15 protein-coding genes are annotated in these 16770 nt (G+C 73.1%); 6 read left to right on the forward strand and 9 right to left on the reverse strand.

The window, feature by feature from the left end:
- Positions 1–8 precede the first annotated feature (8 nt).
- On the forward strand, positions 9–1295 hold the full coding sequence (locus tag HJG43_09065) for an acyl-CoA desaturase (protein ID UER54666.1): 1287 nt from the start codon (positions 9–11) through the stop codon (positions 1293–1295).
- Between the two features lie 43 nt (positions 1296–1338).
- Here HJG43_09065 and HJG43_09070 read toward each other — a convergent pair whose 3' ends face one another.
- Positions 1339–2844 carry a hypothetical protein gene (locus HJG43_09070; GenBank protein ID UER54667.1) on the reverse strand — a complete coding sequence of 502 codons (1506 nt, stop codon included), beginning with the start codon at positions 2842–2844 and terminating at the stop codon, positions 1339–1341.
- A 113-nt stretch (positions 2845–2957) separates the two neighbouring features.
- On the opposite strand from HJG43_09070, the gene HJG43_09075 reads away from it, so the two are divergent.
- A complete protein-coding gene (locus HJG43_09075; protein UER54668.1) occupies positions 2958–3458 on the forward strand; it encodes a nucleoside deaminase in 501 nt (166 codons plus the stop codon).
- Entirely contained in the window at positions 3458–4777 is a 1320-nt protein-coding gene (codB, locus tag HJG43_09080) for a cytosine permease (protein UER54669.1), read from the forward strand. Before HJG43_09075 ends, codB begins: the two co-directional genes overlap by 1 nt.
- A 12-nt stretch (positions 4778–4789) precedes the next feature.
- On the opposite strand, the gene HJG43_09085 is transcribed toward codB, so the two are convergent.
- A complete protein-coding gene (locus tag HJG43_09085; protein ID UER54670.1) occupies positions 4790–5053 on the reverse strand; it encodes a metal-sensitive transcriptional regulator in 264 nt (87 codons plus the stop codon).
- A 216-nt stretch (positions 5054–5269) separates the two neighbouring features.
- Here HJG43_09085 and HJG43_09090 point away from each other — a divergent pair, with 216 nt between their 5' ends.
- Both HJG43_09090 and HJG43_09095 read left to right on the forward strand, forming a co-directional pair.
- The gene (locus HJG43_09090) at positions 5270–5593 is read left to right on the forward strand and encodes a rhodanese-like domain-containing protein (GenBank protein ID UER54671.1); all 324 of its coding nucleotides are present in this window, start codon (positions 5270–5272) and stop codon (positions 5591–5593) included.
- Positions 5594–5634: 41 nt separating this feature from the next.
- The gene (locus HJG43_09095) at positions 5635–7017 is read left to right on the forward strand and encodes an MBL fold metallo-hydrolase (GenBank protein ID UER54672.1); all 1383 of its coding nucleotides are present in this window, start codon (positions 5635–5637) and stop codon (positions 7015–7017) included.
- 74 nt (positions 7018–7091) lie between these two features.
- Here HJG43_09095 and HJG43_09100 read toward each other — a convergent pair whose 3' ends face one another.
- From HJG43_09100 to glnA, 7 genes are all read right to left on the reverse strand, one after another.
- On the reverse strand, positions 7092–7499 hold the full coding sequence (locus tag HJG43_09100) for an OsmC family protein (protein UER55853.1): 408 nt from the start codon (positions 7497–7499) through the stop codon (positions 7092–7094).
- 69 nt (positions 7500–7568) lie between these two features.
- A complete protein-coding gene (locus tag HJG43_09105; GenBank protein UER54673.1) occupies positions 7569–8078 on the reverse strand; it encodes a hypothetical protein in 510 nt (169 codons plus the stop codon).
- Between the two features lie 32 nt (positions 8079–8110).
- Positions 8111–8425, reverse strand: a complete 315-nt coding sequence (locus HJG43_09110; GenBank protein UER54674.1) for a TusE/DsrC/DsvC family sulfur relay protein — start codon at positions 8423–8425, stop codon at positions 8111–8113.
- Between the two features lie 3 nt (positions 8426–8428).
- Positions 8429–9673: an NAD(P)/FAD-dependent oxidoreductase gene (locus HJG43_09115; protein UER54675.1), complete on the reverse strand. Its 1245-nt coding sequence runs from the start codon at positions 9671–9673 to the stop codon at positions 8429–8431.
- Positions 9674–9785: 112 nt separating this feature from the next.
- A complete protein-coding gene (locus HJG43_09120; protein UER54676.1) occupies positions 9786–12794 on the reverse strand; it encodes a bifunctional [glutamine synthetase] adenylyltransferase/[glutamine synthetase]-adenylyl-L-tyrosine phosphorylase in 3009 nt (1002 codons plus the stop codon).
- 20 nt (positions 12795–12814) lie between these two features.
- A complete protein-coding gene (locus HJG43_09125; GenBank protein ID UER54677.1) occupies positions 12815–13531 on the reverse strand; it encodes a type 1 glutamine amidotransferase in 717 nt (238 codons plus the stop codon).
- Positions 13528–14874: a type I glutamate--ammonia ligase gene (gene glnA, locus HJG43_09130; GenBank protein ID UER54678.1), complete on the reverse strand. Its 1347-nt coding sequence runs from the start codon at positions 14872–14874 to the stop codon at positions 13528–13530. The genes HJG43_09125 and glnA overlap by 4 nt, the downstream gene beginning before the upstream one ends.
- Before the next feature lie 156 nt (positions 14875–15030).
- On the opposite strand from glnA, the gene HJG43_09135 reads away from it, so the two are divergent.
- A complete protein-coding gene (locus tag HJG43_09135) occupies positions 15031–16764 on the forward strand; it encodes an NAD+ synthase (protein UER54679.1) in 1734 nt (577 codons plus the stop codon).
- Positions 16765–16770: the final 6 nt, after the last annotated feature.

Genomic DNA, 16770 nt, shown 5'->3' on the forward strand with positions numbered 1-16770 from the left:
ACCCGACCATGACCACCACCGCCACCCTGCCCACCGACGAGCCGGCCGACCCGACCCGCCGGGACGGCCGCACGGCGACCCGCCAGGCCCGCACCCCGGACAGCCGCCTGTCGGTGGTCACCACCGAGCGCCGGCACGTCCCGAAGCCCTCGGGCAAGCCGGACCCGACCGCGCACCTGACCGCGGTGGACGTCGAGGCGCTGGGCCGCGAGCTCGACGAGCTGCGCCGCGAGGTGATGGACTCCCGCGGCGCCAGCGACGCCGCGTACATCCGCAAGGTGATCAAGGTCCAGCGCTCGCTCGAGCTCGGCAGCCGCGCCGTCCTGCTGTTCTCCGCCCTGCCGCCGGCCTGGGTGCTCGGCACCGTGGGTCTGTCGGTGGCCAAGATCCTCGAGAACATGGAGATCGGCCACAACGTCATGCACGGGCAGTGGGACTGGATGCGCGACCCCCGGATCCACTCCCAGGCGTGGGAGTGGGACAACGCCTCGCCGTCGGAGCTGTGGAAGCACAGCCACAACGAGCTGCACCACACGTTCACCAACGTCCTGGGCCGGGACAACGACCTCGGCTACGGGATCATGCGCGTCGACGAGGACCAGCGCTGGGTGCCGATGTACCTCGGACAGCCGCTGTGGAACTTCGTCAACGCGTGCGTCTTCGAGTACGGCATCGCCGCCTACGACCTCGAGCTCGGCAAGCACCTGCGCGACGGCACGACCGACGACCCCGGCTTCCGGGCGAACGCCCGCAAGGTGCTGCGCAAGATCCGCGGCCAGGTGACCAGGGACTACGTCGTCCACCCGCTGCTGTCCGGGCCGTCGTTCCTGCACACCGTCGCCGCCAACCTCACCGCCAACGTGGTGCGCAACCTCTGGACGCACTCGGTGATCATGTGCGGGCACTTCCCCGCGGGGGTCGAGACCTTCGCCACGCAGTCCATCGAGGGCGAGACCCGCGGCGACTGGTACCTGCGGCAGATGCTCGGCTCGGCGAACATCCACGGCAGCAGGGCGATGCACATCATGACCGGGAACCTGTCGCACCAGATCGAGCACCACCTGTTCCCGGACATGCCGAGCAACCGGTACGCCGAGATCGCGCCGCGGATCCGGGAGATCTGCGCCCGCTACGGGCTGAGCTACACCACCGGCAACCTGCCGCAGCAGGTCGCCTCCGCGTGGGGGCAGGTCATCCGGCTGTCGCTGCCCAACGACGTCCGCCCGAGCCAGGCCCCGGTCGCCGGGCTGCGGGCGGTCGCCCGGACCGTGCGCCGGCGGCTGCGGCGCGGGTGACCGCCCCTCGCCGCACCACGACCCCCGCCGGGTAGCCCGGCGGTCAGCGCGACCGGCGGCGGGCGGCCAGCACCCGGGCCGCGCAGGTGGCCACAACGAGCGCCTCGTGGGCCCGCGCGTCGTCCGGCCGGTGGCCGAGCAGCTCCTCGATCCGGGCCAGCCGCTGGTACAGGGACTGGCGCTGCAGGTGGAGCTCGGCGGCGGTCCGCGTCGGCGAGCACCCGCGGCGCAGGTAGGCGTCCAGGGTCGCGACCAGGGCGGTGCCGTGCGCCCGGTCCCAGGCGGAGAGCGGGCCGAGGGTGTCCGCGGCGAACCGCTCCAGGCCCGCGTCGTCGAGGCGGCCGAGCAGCCGGGGCAGCGTGAGGTCCCGGCTGAGCGCGACCGACTCGCCGAGCAGGGTGGCCGTGCCCAGCGAGGCGTGCGCCTCCTGCAGGGAGCGCGCCGCGTCGGTGAACGGGACGGCCGGCCCGATCGTCACGACGGCGAGCTCGGCCGCCAGCAGGTCGCCGACGCCGCGGGCGGACTCGGAGGCCGTTCCCTGACCGGGCAGCGACACCAGGGCCAGCACCTCACCCCGGACGGCGTGGGTGAGCACGTCCAGACCGGCCGCCGTCGCCGTCGCCCGCCAGCCGGCGACGAGCGCCGGCGGGTCCGGTGAGGACGCCGCCACGCCGACGACCCGGGAGCGTGCGGACGGGTGGAACCCGGCGAGCCCGGCGCGCACCAGCAGCTCGCGGTGCCCGGGGACGGCGCCGGCGAGCAGGTCGGCCAGGAACGGCGCGACGACGTCCGACGGCCCACCCGAGCCCTCCCGGCCCAGCAGCACCGCGGCCGACCCGGCCAGCCGGGCGGCGGCGAGCTCGACGGTCCGCGGGTCCACGGGGGACTCCCCGACGACGACGGCACCCCACTCGGCGTCCCAGATCCGCACCGGCGCCCGGGCCACCGGACGGCGCACGAGCCGGTCGGTCTGACGCTGCCCGCCGACGCCGGCGGCGGCGACGACCTGCTCGGCGCGGGTGACCAGGGCGACGGGGGCGCCGAGGCTGCGGGCCGCGCAGGCGACGAGGTCGGCGGCACCCCCTCCGCCGGCGAGCGCGGCGTGGACGTCCTCGACCAGCCGGTCGACCACCCGCAGCCGCCGCCCCTCGGCGTCGAGGATGGCGCTGTTGGCCTGTTCGCAGATCCTGATGAACGGGACGACGTCCTGCAGGACGATCAGTGGCAGGTTCCGCGCGTGAGCCTCGACCGACACCTCCAGCGGCAGGGTCGGCAAGGACCGGCCCAGCTCGAGGACCACCGCTGCCACACCGCGCTCGGCGAGCTCGCGCACCCAGTGCCGGCGCGCCCCGGCGTCCGCTCCCGTCAGGCCGAGGCCGGTGGTGAGCAGGAGGTCTCCCTCGGACAGCAACGGACCGATCTCGTAGATCTCGCTGGAGTGCACCCACCGCACCCGACGACGCCGGTCCGCCGGCGGCACGACGAGCAGGGGGCGCGCCTCCTGGACGGAGCTCAGGTCCAGGAACTCCGCGAGCGTGAGCGCCATCATGCCCCTCCGACACTTCGTCAGGTCGAACCCGGGACGGTACTGACGGAACGTCGATTGTCCACCCCGCGCGGGCCGAGGACCCTCGGCGTCACGACCGACCCGTGGAGGCGCTGATGGACCCGGTGGAGCTGGACGACGAGACGGCACGGCGGTGGCTCGCCGTCGCCGTCCAGGAGGCACGGACCGGACGGGACTCCGGCGGCGTGCCCGTCGGCGCGGCGCTGATCGGCCCGGACGGCGAGGTCCTCGGCCGGGGTCACAACCGCCGGGTCCAGGACGGCGACCCGTCCGCGCACGGCGAGATCGCCGCCTTCCGGAACGCCGGTCGCCAGCGCAGCTACCGCGGCACGACGATGGTGACGACGTTGTCCCCCTGCTGGTACTGCAGCGGGCTGGTGCGCCAGTTCGGCATCAGCCGGCTCGTGGTCGGCGAGGCCCGCACCTTCTCCGGTGGGCACGACTGGCTCGCCGAGCACGGCGTCGAGGTGCACGTCGTCGACGACGTCGAGTGCGTACGGCTGATGGAGAGCTTCGTCGCCGAACGACCCGGACTGTGGTTCGAGGACATCGGCGTCACCCCCGACGACCAGGCCCGGGCGCAGGAGGTCCGCTGATGTCCATGCTGGAGCGCGCCGAGCACGACACCGTCAAGCAGTACGTCGACCCGGACTACCCGATCACCCCGGTGCCCGCGCACGCCCGTCGGTCGTTGTTCTCGCTGTCCGTCGTGCTGCTCGGCTTCACGTTCTTCACCCCCACGATGCTCGCCGGCGCGCAGATCGGCGCAGCATTCGATGTGACGTCGCTGATCTGGGTGCTCCTGCTCGGCAGCACCGTCCTCGGCCTCTACGTGGGCGTCGTCGGCGGGATCGGCGCCCGCACCGGTCTGACGACCGTGATGATGTCCCGCTACGCCCTCGGTACCGGCGGCTCCAAGCTCGCGTCCCTGCTCCTCGGCGGCACGCAGGTCGGCTGGTACGGGGTCACCGTCGCCACCCTCGCCGGCCTCACCGCCAGCGCGCTGGGCTGGCAGGGCGACGGCGTCCTCACCGCGCTCATGGTGGCCGGCGGCATCGTCATGGGGGTCACGGCCTACTTCGGCTACCGCGGGATGTACGCCCTGTCGCTCGTCTCCGTGCCGCTGCTGCTCGTCCTGGCCGGCTGGGTGACGGTCCGCTCGCTCGAGGAGGTCGGGGGCTGGGCCGGTCTGCAGTCCGTCGTGCCCACGGACACGATGAGCGTCGCCGTCGCCGTGACGGTCGTCGTCGGCACGTTCGCCTCCGGCGGCACCCAGGCACCCAACTGGACCAGGTTCGCCCGGACCCCCTCGGCCGGGTTCTGGGCGTGCCTCATCGCCTTCATGGTCGGCGAGCTGCTCATGCTCGGGTTCGGCGCGATCGGCGCCATCTCGTTCGGCGAGGGGGACTTCGTCCTCGTCCTCTACCAGCTCGGTCTCGTCGGGTGGGGGCTGGTGTTCCTCGTCGCGAACCTGTGGACGACGAACGACAATACGGCCTACAACGTTGGCGTCGCCGGAGCCGAGATCGCCAACTCACCGACGAAGAAGCCGTTCGTCGTCGGTGGTGTCGTCATCGGGACCCTGCTGGCGGTCACCGGGATCTACGACAACCTCATCGACTACCTGGTCTGGCTCGGCATCCTCATCCCGCCGCTCGGTGGCGTCGTCATCGGTGACTACCGGGCCCGCTGGCGCAGCGGGATGACCGTGGCCAGCCCGGACCTGCCGGCCGTCGAGTGGCGCAACGTCGGCGCGTACGTCGTGGCCGCGCTGGCCGCGTGGGCGTCGAGCGAGGCGGGCTGGTTCATCCCACCCGTCGTCGGGATCGTCGTCGCGGTGGTGGCCGTCCTGGCCCTGCAGCGGGGTCGGCGCCCGGCCGGCGACGCGGCCGGCGCGGGTGCCGGGACCCGCTGAGGCGCAGGGGTCTCAGGCGAGGGAGAGGAAGAGCTTCTCGAGCTGCTTGCTGTCCACCGAGTCGACCTCACCGGTCTCGACGACGCACTGCTTGAGACCGTTGGCGATGATGGCGAAGCCGGCGCGGTCCAGGGCCCGGCTCACGGCAGCCAGCTGGGTCACGACCTCCTCGCAGTCCCGACCCTCCTCGATCATGCGCAGCACTCCGGCCAGCTGGCCCTGAGCGCGGCGCAGCCGGTTGACGACCTCCGGCAGCTGGTTGACGTCGAGCTCCATGGCGATCTCCTGAGTCCTTCCGGCGGGTGGGGCCCGCGATACTCCGGAGGGTATCAACCAGGGACCGCGGGACGGTGTTCCTGCCCCGGGGCCGGCAGCCGGGCCCCCGGAGAGCGGAGGAGCCGGAATAGATGTCCGGACACCTCGGTTCGAGTCGATACCCTCCGGGGTATATTCCCAGCGACCCCGGACCGAGAGCGAAGGAGCACCACCGCGATGCGCGAGGTCGACCTCGAGACGTTCGCCCAGGCCCACGCCGACGGGGGCCTGGTGATCGACGTCCGCGAACCGATGGAGTACGTCCAGGGCCACGTGCCCGGGGCCCGTCTCATCCCGATGGGCCACCTGCCCTCACAGATCGACGAGCTGCCGACCGACCGCCCGGTCTACGTCATCTGCGCGACCGGCAACCGCAGCCTGGCCATGACCTCGTACCTCATCCGGGCCGGTATCGACGCCTGGTCCGTCGCCGGGGGGACCAGCCGGTGGCAGGGCAGCGGCCGGCCGGTGGTCGCCGGACGGCACGCCAACGCCGCCTGAGCCCAGCCGGTCCTCCCCCGCGACGGCCCCGAAGGAGCACCATGACCTCCGCCACGATCATCCCCATCGAGACGCCGAGCCTCGGCGACCGCAGCTACCTCGTGCACGACGGCCGCGTCGCGCTCGTCGTCGACCCGCAGCGCGACATCGACCGCGTGCTCGACCTGGCCCGCGAGGCCGGCGTCACCGTGACCGACGTGTTCGAGACCCACCTCCACAACGACTACGTCACCGGAGGGCTGGCACTGGCCCGGGCGACGGGTGCCACGTACCACGTCAACGCCGAGGACGACGTCGCCTACGAGCGGCACCCGGTCCGTGACGGCGACGTCATCGAGGTTGGCGAGGACATGCGCGTCCGGGTCATCGCCACCCCCGGCCACACCTTCACCCACCTGTCCTACGCCCTCGAGGTCGACGGCCGGGCGGTCGGGGCGTTCACCGGCGGCTCCCTGCTGTTCGGCGCCACGGGCCGCCCCGACCTGCTCGGGCCCGAGCACACCGACGTCCTGGTGCGGCACCAGCACGCCTCGGCCCACCGGCTCGCCGGCGAGCTGCCCGACGAGGCCGGCGTCTTCCCCACGCACGGCTTCGGCTCGTTCTGCTCGGCCGGCCAGTCCGAGGCGGTCGCCTCGACCATCGGACAGGAGAAGCGCACCAACCCGGCGCTCACCCAGGACGAGCAGGCGTACGTCGAGGAGCTGCTCGCCGGCCTGGACGCCTGGCCGGCCTACTACGCGCACATGGGGCCGGCGAACGCTGCCGGGCCCGGGGCCCCCGACCTGTCGGCCCCGAGGCCGGTCGACGCCGACGAGCTGCGGGGCCGCCTCGAGCGCGGCGAGTGGGTCGTCGACCTGCGCACCCGCACCGCCTTCGCGGCCGGGCACGTGGCCGGGACCCTGAACTTCGGCCTCGACGGCCAGTTCGCGACCTACCTCGGCTGGCTCATCCCGTGGGGGACGCCGCTGACCCTGCTCGGCGAGTCCGAGGAGCAGGTCGCCGAGGCCCGGCGCGAGCTCGTCCGGATCGGGATCGACGAGCTGCAGGGGGCGGCCACGGGCACCCCGCAGGAGTGGGCCGGTGGCCGCGAGCTGGCCAGCTACCCGCTCGCCACCTTCGCCGACCTCGCCCGGGTGCGCCACCACCGACCGGTTACCGTGCTCGACGTCCGGCGCGAGCCCGAGTTCACCGAGGCGCACATCGACGGCGCGCTGAACATCCCGGTCCACGAGCTCCTCGACCGGGTCGGCGAGGTGCCGGCCGGGGAGATCTGGGTCCACTGCGCCGGTGGCTACCGGGCATCGGTGGCCGCGTCCTTCCTCACCGCGGCCGGTCGCACGGTCACCTCGGTGGACGACTCGTTCGACCAGGCGCAGCGCACCGGCCTGCCCGTCGTCCGGGCAGACGCCACCCGGGCCGCCTGAGCCCGCAGGACCACGTGCGACGGCGGTGGCCGCGTCCGAGGGACGCGGCCACCGCCGTCCTCTCCCCTCCGGGATCAGGGGTCTGTCGGCGCCACCTCGACCACCGACAGCTCGATCTCCGGAGGGTGCTCCAGGGTGTGGTGCACGGTGCAGCCGCCGGCCACCGCGGCGAAGCGGTCCCGCCGGTCCGCCGGGAGCGCGACCGGTGGCGTGACACGGACCCGGACGGTCCCGACCCGGGCCGGCCGGTCGGTGGCCAGCTCCCAGTCGAGGTGGACGGCGAGACCGTCCCGGTCGATGCCGTGCCGGTCGCAGAAGCGGCCCGTGTAGAAGGCGACGCAGGAGGCGAGGCCGGCGAGGAACAGCTCGGTCGGCGTGGGCGCGGTGTCCCCGCCCCCGAGCGCCGCTGGCTGGTCGACGACCACCTCGTGGCCCCGGATGTCGATCGCGTACCTGTCCCCGCCCAGCGGGCGGACGGCCATGGAGTCCACGGTCGGTCTCTCCTTCGTCGTGACCGGAGCCGGGTCGCGGCCCGGTCGCTCTGCGAGGGTTCAGATGAAGAGCAGCTGGGCGCCCTCGGTCTTCTCGATGAAGTCGGCGGCGGAGATGATCCCGTCCACGCCCTCGTAGAGGTCGGCCTCGGTGATGTGGTTCATGTCCGCGCTCATCCGGCAGGCCCACAGCCGGGCGCCGGAGTCCTTGACCAGCTCGAGGAAGTCCGGCACCTCGGGGACCCCCACCTCGGCGATGGAGCGCTTGAGCCGGGAGGTGGCCAGGGTGGTCATCCCCGGCAGCCCGCCCAGTCCCTGGGGCATGTGCGTCGCGGTGTTCCCGAGCATCGTGAACTTCAGGTCGTGCATGGTCTTCCTGGTGATGAGGTCGAACCCCCAGAAGGTGAAGAACAGGTCGACCTCGACGCCTTCCCCGAGGGCGGCGTTGCCCAGGACGAGTCCCGGGTAGGCCATGTCGAGCGTGCCCTTGGAGATGATGATGGCGAGCTTGCGGCCGGTCTCCTCGTCGTCGAACGACGGGACGACGGGCTGGGTCTGCGTGGCGGTCATGACGCGGGTCCTCTCGAGGCGGTGGTGCCGGCTCAGACGCAGCCGTGCGGCTTGGGGAGTCCGGCGATGTAGGCCATCTTCTTCGCCGGCTTCTTCGGGAAGAGCTGGAACAGCTGCTTGGTGGGGAACCCGCCGACCGTCTGGACGCGGCGGATGGTCGCCGTCTCCCCCGTCTGCGCGTAGTCCTTGCGCAGGAACTCGATGACCTTCATGTGCTCGTCGGTGAGCTCGATGCCGATGTTCTGGGCGAGGGTGCGGGCCAGCTCGGGGCTCCACTCCTGCGGAGAGGTGAGGAAGCCCTCGTCGTCGACGTGCACGTCGTGGCCGGCGATTGTGGTGACAGGCATGGTTCAGGACTCCTGGTTCTCGACGATCTTGCCCGACATGGACATGAGGGTGGGCACCGGCAGGCGGTGACCGGGCAGCAGCAGGTTCCAGTACATGTGCCGGAACGCGAGCTTGCCCATGTGGTTGATGCGGCTCTCCTCGAGCAGCCGCATCGGGCCCACCTTCGGCAGCGGGAACGTCCCACGCAGCGGCTCGGTGTCGTAGTTGAAGTCGATGAGCAGCGCCTTGCCGTCGCCGGACTCGATGAAGCAGTTCGCGTGGCCGTCGAACTCGTGCGTCATCGGGTGCCCGGCGATGTGCTGGACGAAGTTCTCCACGAACACCTCGACGGCGAAGTGCGCGACTGCACCGGCCTTGGAGGCGGGGATGTTCGACGCGTCGCCGAGGGCGAACACGTTGTCGTAGGTGGTCGACAACAGGGTGTGCTTGTCGACCGGCACGTAGTTGAGCTCGTCCCCCATGCCGGAGCGGGCCACGTAGTCGGCGCCCATGTTGAGCGGCACGGTGACGAGGAGGTCGAAGGGCACCTCCCGCTCGTCGAACGAGACGATCGCCCTGCTGTCCGCGTCGACGCGCTCGATCATGAAGTCGCTCTCGAGGAGGATCTTCTTGTCCTCCAGGAGGTGGCCCAGCGCCTCGCTGGCGATCGGCTTGGTGAACGCGCCGGGCAGCGGGGTCGCGTAGACGAGCTCGACCTGGTCGCGGATCCCTCGCCGGCGCAGGTAGGAGTCCGCCAGGAAGACGAACTCCAGCGGCGCCACCGGGCACTTGATCGGCATCTCGGTGACGTGGACGACGAGCCGGCCACCGGTGAAGCCCCGCAGCGCCTCGCGCAGGGCCATCGCGCCGTCGAAGCTGTAGAACTCGTGCACGCTGCGGTGCCACTGCCCGCCGTCGAGCATCCCCGGGGTCTGGTCGGGTCGCGGGCTCGTGCCGGTGGCGACGACGAGGTAGTCGTACGGCACCCGGCGGCCGTCGGCGAGGACCACGACGTCCTCCTCGGGCAGCACGCGGTCGATCTCGCCGCGGACGAAGTCGACGCCCTCGGGGATGAACTTCCGGGTGGGCTTGAGAACCTGCTCGGGCTCGTAGGTGCCGAACGGCAGGAACAGGTACCCCGGTTGGTAGTAGTGCACCTCGCTCTGCTCGACGACGGTGATGCTCCACTGCTCACCGAGCCGCTTGCGGAGCTTGTTCACGACCATCGTGCCGGCGGTACCAGCACCTAGGACGACCAGACGCCTCATCGCGGACCTCCTTCGGTGACGAACCTAGGCCCGGATACCACGGGGGGTACCTGCCGGAAGTCCCGACCTGGACGGACCGAGGACCTGTCCCCGGCAGGTCCGCCGCGCCCGGTCAGCCGTAGAAGACGCGCTCCATCACCGCTCGGGCGCGCCGGGCGCAGCGCAGGTGGTCCTCCTCGAGGTCGGCCGCCGCGCCGGGGGGGTAGCCGAGCAGTCGGGCGACGCCCTCGAGGTCGCGCCGCGACTCCGGGAGCACGTCCGTCGGCCGCCCTCGCCACAGGGCGGCGGCGTTGCGGATCCGGGACGCCGACCGCCAGGCCTCCGTGAGCACCGCGGCGTCGTCCGGGTCGAGCAGGGCCGCGGCCGAGGCGGCGGCGAGGGCAGCGGTCGTCGACGGCGTCCGCAGGGCAGGCACGGCGGCGGCGTGCCGGAGCTGGAGCAGCTGGGCCACCCACTCGACGTCCGCCAGACCACCGGGGCCGAGCTTCAGGTGCCGGCGCGGGTCCCGCCCACGGGGGATCCGCTCCCGCTCCACCCTGGCCTTGACCCGGCGGATCTCCCGGACCGCTGCGGCGTCCAGGCCGCCGACGGGGTAGCGCAGCGGGTCGACGAGCTCCGTGAACGCCCCGGCCAGCGCCTCGTCCCCGGCCACCGGCACGGCGCGCAGCAGGGCCTGCCGCTCCCAGGGCTGGGCCCACCGCCGGTAGTACTCGGCGTAGGAGTCCAGTGTCCGGGCGACGGGTCCGTTACGGCCCTCCGGCCGCAGGCCGGTGTCGATCCCGACCGGCAGGTCCGGCCCCGCGGCGGTCAGCAGCCGCTGCAGCTCGGTCACCGTCGCGACCGCCGCCTCCTGAGCCAGCGCCTCCGGCGCACCGGGCAGCGGCCGGTGCACGACGACGACGTCGGCGTCGCTGCCGTACCCGAGCTCACCGCCGCCGAGCCGGCCCATCCCGACGACGCTCACCGAGGTCGGCAACGGCCCAGCGGTGCGTTCCTCCACGACGCGGACGGCGGCCCGCAGCCCGACGTCGAGCGCGACGACGGTGGCGTCGGTGAGCGCTTCGGCCACGGCGTCGTCGTCCAGCAGGCCGACGACGTCGGCGATCGCCGTCCGGAGCACCTCCCGGGTCCGGATGCCGCGGGCGACGGCGACCGCTGCGCGCGGGTCCTGCTGGCGGTCGGCGGCGGTGCGGGCCTCGGTGAGCAGGGCCTCCCGCCCTGGCGGACGCAGCGACTCGTCCGAGCCGAGCCATCGGGTCGCCTCGGCCTCCTTCTCGAGCAGCTCGGCGACGAGCCGGCTGCCCGACAGGACGTGCGCCAGCCGCTCGGCCGCGGCACCGGAGTCGCGGAGCATCTTGAGGTACCAGTGCGTCGCGCCCAGCTCGTCGCTGACCCGGCGGAAGGCGAGCAGTCCGGCGTCCGGGTCGGCTCCGTCGGCGAACCAGCCGAGCAGCACGGGCAGCAGCTGACGCTGGATGGCGGCCCGGCGGCTGACACCCTCGGTCAACGCCGTGAGGTGGTGCAGCGCGCCGGCCGGGTCGACGTAGCCCAGAGCCTGCAGCCGGGAGCGGGCCGCCTCCGGGGTGAGCCGTACCTCGTCGGTCGACAGCCGGGCCGCGGCCGCCAGCAGCGGACGGTAGAACAGCCGCTCGTGCAGCCGGCGTACCTCTCGGCGCGTCTGCTGCCACTGCCGCTCCAGGGTGTCGGCGTCCCGCAGACCACAGGCCCGGGCGAGGCGGCGCAGCTCCTCCCGCCCGGTCGGCAGCAGGTGCGTCCGGCGCAGCCGGTGCAGCTGCAGCCGGTGCTCGAGCACCCGCAGCCAGCGGTAGGCCAGGTCCAGGTCCGCGGCGTCGTCCCGACCGACGTAGCCGGTGCGGGACAGCGCCTCCAGCGCCTCGAGCGTGTTCCCGCTGCGCAGCCGGTCGTCGGTGCGCCCGTGCACCAGCTGGAGCAGCTGGACGGTGAACTCGACGTCGCGCAGCCCGCCCGCACCCAGCTTGAGCTGGCGGTCGGCCTGCCGGGACGGGACGTGCTCCTCCACCCGCCGGCGCATGGCCTGGACGTCGGCGACGAACCCGTCCCGTTCGGCGGCCCGCCACACCATCGGCGTGATCGCCTCGACGTAGGCGCGACCGAGGTCGGCGTCCCCGGCCACCGGCCGGGCCTTGAGCAGCGCCTGGAACTCCCACGTCCGGGCCCAGCGCTCGTAGTAGGCGACGTGACTGGCCAGCGTCCGGACCAGCGGGCCGTTGCGGCCCTCCGGGCGCAGTGCGGCGTCCACCGGCCACAGTGCCCCCTCTCCGGTGGGGCCGGAGCAGGCGCGCGCCATCCCGGTGGCCAGCCGGGCGGCGACCTCCAGGGCACGCTCCTCCTCGACACCGTCGGCCGGCTCGGCGACGTAGACCACGTCGACGTCGCTGACGTAGTTGAGCTCCCGTCCGCCGGTCTTGCCCATCGCCACGACGGCGAGCCGGGCGTCGCGGGCGTCCTCACCCAGCTCGGCGCGGGCGAGGGCCAGACCCGCCTCCAGGGCCGCGGCGGCGAGGTCGGCCAGGGCGGCGGCGACGTCGTCCACGACGGCCACCGGGTCGGCGGCGGTGAGGTCGCGTCCGGCCAGGGCGAGCAGCCGGCGCCGGTAGGCCGTCCGCATCAGGTCGTAGCCGGGCTGTCCGGCCGCCGCCGCCACCGGCTCGGCGGCCTGCGGGTCGGCGCCGACGGCGAGGAGCAGGTCAGTCCGCGGGTCTGCGGGTGTGGCGGTGTCGTCCTCGAGCACGCGCCAGTGCTCCGGGTGCCGGCTCAGGTGGTCGGCCAGAGCGGCGGAAGCCCCCAGCACCGCGAGCAGCCGGTCGCGGGCGGCCCCGCCGTCGCGCAGCACCCGGGCCAGGTCGCGGTCCTGCCCGCAGGCCTCGAGCAGGCGCAGGAGGCCGAGCAGGGCCAGCTCGGGGTCCGCGGTCGCGCCCAGCGCGGTGAGCAGCTCCTCGTCGGGCTCGCCGCTGCTGGGGTCCAGGAGCGGTCGCAGGACCGGGTCAGCGAGCAGCCGCCCAGCCCGCTCGGCGTCGGTGAAGCCGAGCCGGGCCAGCCGTCCGGTCCGGCTGCGCGGGCGTCCGGTGGCTGCGCTCACCCGGCCACCGTAACCAGGGGTCAGGCTGCGGCTCGTTCGGCCACGACCCGGGCGAAGGCCTGGCCGTGGGCGGCGGCGAGGGCCGCCAGCCGCTCGTCGGCCGCCTCCGCCTCGGCGAGGACCTCGTGGACCGTCCTGCCGCGCAGGGCGAGGACGTCCTGCTGGTCCCTCAGCCAGTCGGCGAGGACCTCCAGCGTGACCTCAGGGTGGTACTGCACGCCCCAGGCCGCCCTACCGAGCCGGAACGCCTGGTGCGGGTAGGCCGCCGAGCCGGCGAGCAGCACCGCGCCGCCCGGCAGCGCGGTGACGGCGTCCCGGTGGGACTGCGCCGCCAGCCAGCTGGGGCCGAGACCGCCGACCAGCGCGTCGTCCGCGGCGTCCGGGGTAGCGGTGACCTCCACGACCCCGGTCTCCGACCCGGCCGCCCCGCGGCGGACGGACCCGCCGGTGGCCAGGGCGAGCAGCTGGGCGCCGAGGCACACGCCGAGGACCGGGACGTCGTCCGCCACCGCGCGGGCCAGCAGGTCCCGGGTGGCGGGCAGCCACGGCGCCACGTCGTCCTCCCACGCGGCCACCCGACCCCCGAGCACGACCAGGCCGTCGTGGTCGGTGAGCCGGTCCGGCAGCGGGTCGCCGCGGTCGGGCCGGACGACGTCGACGTCCACCCCGTGGAGGTCAAGCCGGCCGAGCGGCACCCGGTCCTCGTGCTGGACGACGAGGACGCGCCGGCTGCTCACAGCACCGGCAGGTAGCGCCGCAGCTCGTACGGCGTCACCTGGTGGCGGTAGTCGGCCCACTCCTGGCGCTTGTTGCGCAGGAAGAAGTCGAAGACGCCTTCACCGAGCGTCTCGGCGACGAGCTCGGACTCCTCCATGATCGCGATGGCGTGGTCGAGGCTGGCCGGCAGCGGCGCGATGCCCAGGGCACGGCGCTCGGCGTCGGTCAGCGCCCACACGTCGTCCTCGGCGCCCTCGGGCAGGTCGTACCCCTGCTCGATGCCGCGCAGCCCGGCGGCGAGCAGGACGGCGTAGGCGAGGTAGGGGTTCGCCGCCGCGTCGAGCGCCCGGTACTCCACCCGCACGGAGTTCGCCTTGCCGGGCTTGTACATCGGCACCCGGATGAGCGCGGAGCGGTTGTTGTGCCCCCAGCAGACGTAGGACGGCGCCTCCCCGCCGCCCCACAATCGCTTGTAGGAGTTGACGAACTGGTTCGTCACCGCGGTGATCTCGGGTGCGTGCCGGAGCAGGCCGGCGATGAACTGCCGACCGGTACGGCTCAGCTGGTAGCGGGCTCCGGCCTCGTAGAAGGCGTTCGTGTCCCCCTCGAACAGGGACAGGTGGGTGTGCATGCCGCTGCCGGGGTGCTCGACGAGGGGCTTCGGCATGAAGGACGCGAGCACGCCCTCCTGCAGCGCCACCTCCTTGATCACCGTGCGGAAGGTCATGATGTTGTCGGCGGTGGACAGGGCGTCGGCGTAGCGCAGGTCGATCTCGTTCTGCCCCGGTCCGCCCTCGTGGTGGCTGAACTCCACGGAGATGCCCATCGCCTCCAGCATCGTGATCGCCGCCCGGCGGAAGTCGTGGGCGGTGCCCCGCGGCACGTGGTCGAAGTAGCCGCCGGAGTCCACCGGCACCGGCTCCGTCCCGGGCACCGGGTCCCCCTTGAACAGGTAGAACTCGACCTCGGGGTGGGTGTAGAAGGTGAACCCCATCCCGGCGGCCTTCTCCAGGGTGCGCCGCAGCACGAACCGCGGGTCGGCGTGGGCCGGCTCGCCGTCCGGGGTGAGCACGTCGCAGAACATCCGGGCCGTGCCGTGCTGACCGTCGTCCGACACCCGCCACGGCAGCACCTGGTACGTCGACGGGTCGGGGCGGACGAGCATGTCCGCCTCGTGCACCCGGGCGAGGCCCTCGATGGCGCTGCCGTCGAAGCCGATGCCCTCGGCGAACGCGCCCTCGAGCTCGGCCGGCGCCACCGCCACCGACTTGAGGAAGCCCAGGACGTCGGTGAACCACAGCCGGACGAACCGGATGTCCCGTTCCTCGATCGACCGGAGCACGAACTCCTGCTGCCTGTCCATGACCGCATCCTGCTACGCCCGTGTTTCCCCCCGGTTACCACCACCCCCTTCTCGTCGGCGATCTCTGGAGGCCTTCCGTGGTCTCGTGGCCGGTCGAGACCCCGGAAGGCCTCCAGAGATCGGGCGAGGCCGCGGGGGCCTCACTACTCTCGCGTCATGCCGCAGCTACGCATCGCCCTCGGCCAGGTGAACCCGTGCGTCGGCGACCTGGCCGGCAACGCCGCCCTGGTCCGGGACTGGGTCAGCCAGGCCGCTGCCGCCGGAGCGCACCTGGTCGCGTTCCCGGAGATGGTGCTCACCGGCTACCCGGTCGAGGACCTGGCGCTGCGCACGTCGTTCGTCGAGGCGTCCCGGCACACGCTGAACCGGTTGGCCGCCGACCTGGTCGCCGACGGCCACGGCGACCTGCCCGTCGTCGTCGGCTACCTCGACCGCGCGGTCGACGCGCCGGACGCCCAGGCCGGCAAGCCGCAGAACTGCGCCGCGGTGCTGCACGGAGGCCAGGTCGTGGCCCGCTACGCCAAGCACCACCTGCCGAACTACGGCGTCTTCGACGAGTTCCGCATCTTCACGCCCGGCCACGAGCTCACCGTCGTGCGGGTACGCGGGGTGGACGTCGCCATCGCCATCTGCGAGGACATCTGGCAGCAGGGCGGGCCCGTCGCCATGACCAGGGACGCCGGCGCCGAGCTGCTCCTGGTGATCAACGGCTCCCCCTACGAGCGGGACAAGGACGACGTCCGGCTGGAGCTCGTCCGGCGGCACGCGGCCCAGGCCGGGTGCACGCTCGCCTACGTCAACATGGTCGGCGGCCAGGACGACCTGGTCTTCGACGGCGACTCCCTCGTCGTCGACCCCGCCGGGGAGCTCATCGCCCGCGGACCGCAGTTCGCCGAGGACCTGCTCGTCGCCGACCTCGACCTGCGCTACTCGACCGTCGACCCGCAGACGCCGCCGCCCGAGGTGAGGCTGGTCGAGATCAGCACCGAGCCGGCCGAGCCGTACCAGCCGCAGCAGAACCCGTGCGCCGAGCGCCTCGACGACGTCGGCGAGGTGTACGAGGCCCTCGTGACGGGGCTGCGGGACTACGTGCGCAAGAACGGCTTCCGCTCCGTGGCTCTCGGCCTGTCCGGCGGCATCGACTCGGCGCTGGTGGCCGCGGTCGCCGTCGACGCGCTCGGAGCCGAGAACGTCGTCGGCGTCTCGCTGCCCAGCTCGTACTCCTCCCAGCACTCCCGGGACGACGCGGACGACCTGGCCAGCCGCACCGGGCTGGACTACCGCGTCGTGCCGATCGCCCCGATGGTCGAGGGCTTCCTGGCGAGCATGGAGCTGCCGGGGGTCGCGGAGGAGAACCTGCAGGCCCGGGTGCGGGGCGTCGTCCTCATGGGCCTGTCGAACGTCGAAGGCCACCTCGTGCTGGCCACCGGTAACAAGAGCGAGCTGTCCGTCGGCTACTCGACCATGTACGGCGACACCGTCGGCGGGTTCGCCCCGCTCAAGGACGTACCGAAGACGCTGGTCTGGCAGCTGGCGCGCTGGCGCAACGCCCGCGCCGAACAGCGCGGTGAGACCCCGCCGATCCCGGAGTCGTCCATCACGAAGGCCCCGTCGGCCGAGCTGCGCCCCGGTCAGCAGGACTCGGACTCCCTGCCGCCGTACGACGTCCTGGACGCGATGCTGGAGCTGTACGTCACCGAGGCGCGCAGCCGCGGTGAGCTGATCGAGGCCGGCTTCGACGCCGACACGGTGGACGCGGTGGTCACGCTCGTGGACCGCGCCGAGTGGAAGCGGCGCCAGTTCGCCCCCGGTCCCAAGATCAGCCGGATCGCGTTCGGACGGGACCGCCGCCTGCCGGTGACCAGCCGATGGCGGGAGAACCAGCCCTGACGTCGA

Source organism: Kineosporiaceae bacterium SCSIO 59966 (genome assembly GCA_020881835.1).
Classification (GTDB): domain Bacteria; phylum Actinomycetota; class Actinomycetes; order Actinomycetales; family SCSIO-59966; genus SCSIO-59966.

Excerpts from the sequence above, each read along its gene's own strand:
- HJG43_09065 (UER54666.1), top strand. The coding sequence starts at position 9 with ATGACCACCACCGCCACCCTGCCCACCGACGAGCCGGCCGACCCGACC.
- HJG43_09070 (UER54667.1), bottom strand. The coding sequence starts at position 2,844 with ATGATGGCGCTCACGCTCGCGGAGTTCCTGGACCTGAGCTCCGTCCAG.
- HJG43_09075 (UER54668.1), top strand. The coding sequence starts at position 2,958 with ATGGACCCGGTGGAGCTGGACGACGAGACGGCACGGCGGTGGCTCGCC.
- codB (UER54669.1), top strand. The coding sequence starts at position 3,458 with ATGTCCATGCTGGAGCGCGCCGAGCACGACACCGTCAAGCAGTACGTC.
- HJG43_09085 (UER54670.1), bottom strand. The coding sequence starts at position 5,053 with ATGGAGCTCGACGTCAACCAGCTGCCGGAGGTCGTCAACCGGCTGCGC.
- HJG43_09090 (UER54671.1), top strand. The coding sequence starts at position 5,270 with ATGCGCGAGGTCGACCTCGAGACGTTCGCCCAGGCCCACGCCGACGGG.
- HJG43_09095 (UER54672.1), top strand. The coding sequence starts at position 5,635 with ATGACCTCCGCCACGATCATCCCCATCGAGACGCCGAGCCTCGGCGAC.
- HJG43_09100 (UER55853.1), bottom strand. The coding sequence starts at position 7,499 with ATGGCCGTCCGCCCGCTGGGCGGGGACAGGTACGCGATCGACATCCGG.
- HJG43_09105 (UER54673.1), bottom strand. The coding sequence starts at position 8,078 with ATGACCGCCACGCAGACCCAGCCCGTCGTCCCGTCGTTCGACGACGAG.
- HJG43_09110 (UER54674.1), bottom strand. The coding sequence starts at position 8,425 with ATGCCTGTCACCACAATCGCCGGCCACGACGTGCACGTCGACGACGAG.
- HJG43_09115 (UER54675.1), bottom strand. The coding sequence starts at position 9,673 with ATGAGGCGTCTGGTCGTCCTAGGTGCTGGTACCGCCGGCACGATGGTC.
- glnA (UER54678.1), bottom strand. The coding sequence starts at position 14,874 with ATGGACAGGCAGCAGGAGTTCGTGCTCCGGTCGATCGAGGAACGGGAC.
- HJG43_09135 (UER54679.1), top strand. The coding sequence starts at position 15,031 with ATGCCGCAGCTACGCATCGCCCTCGGCCAGGTGAACCCGTGCGTCGGC.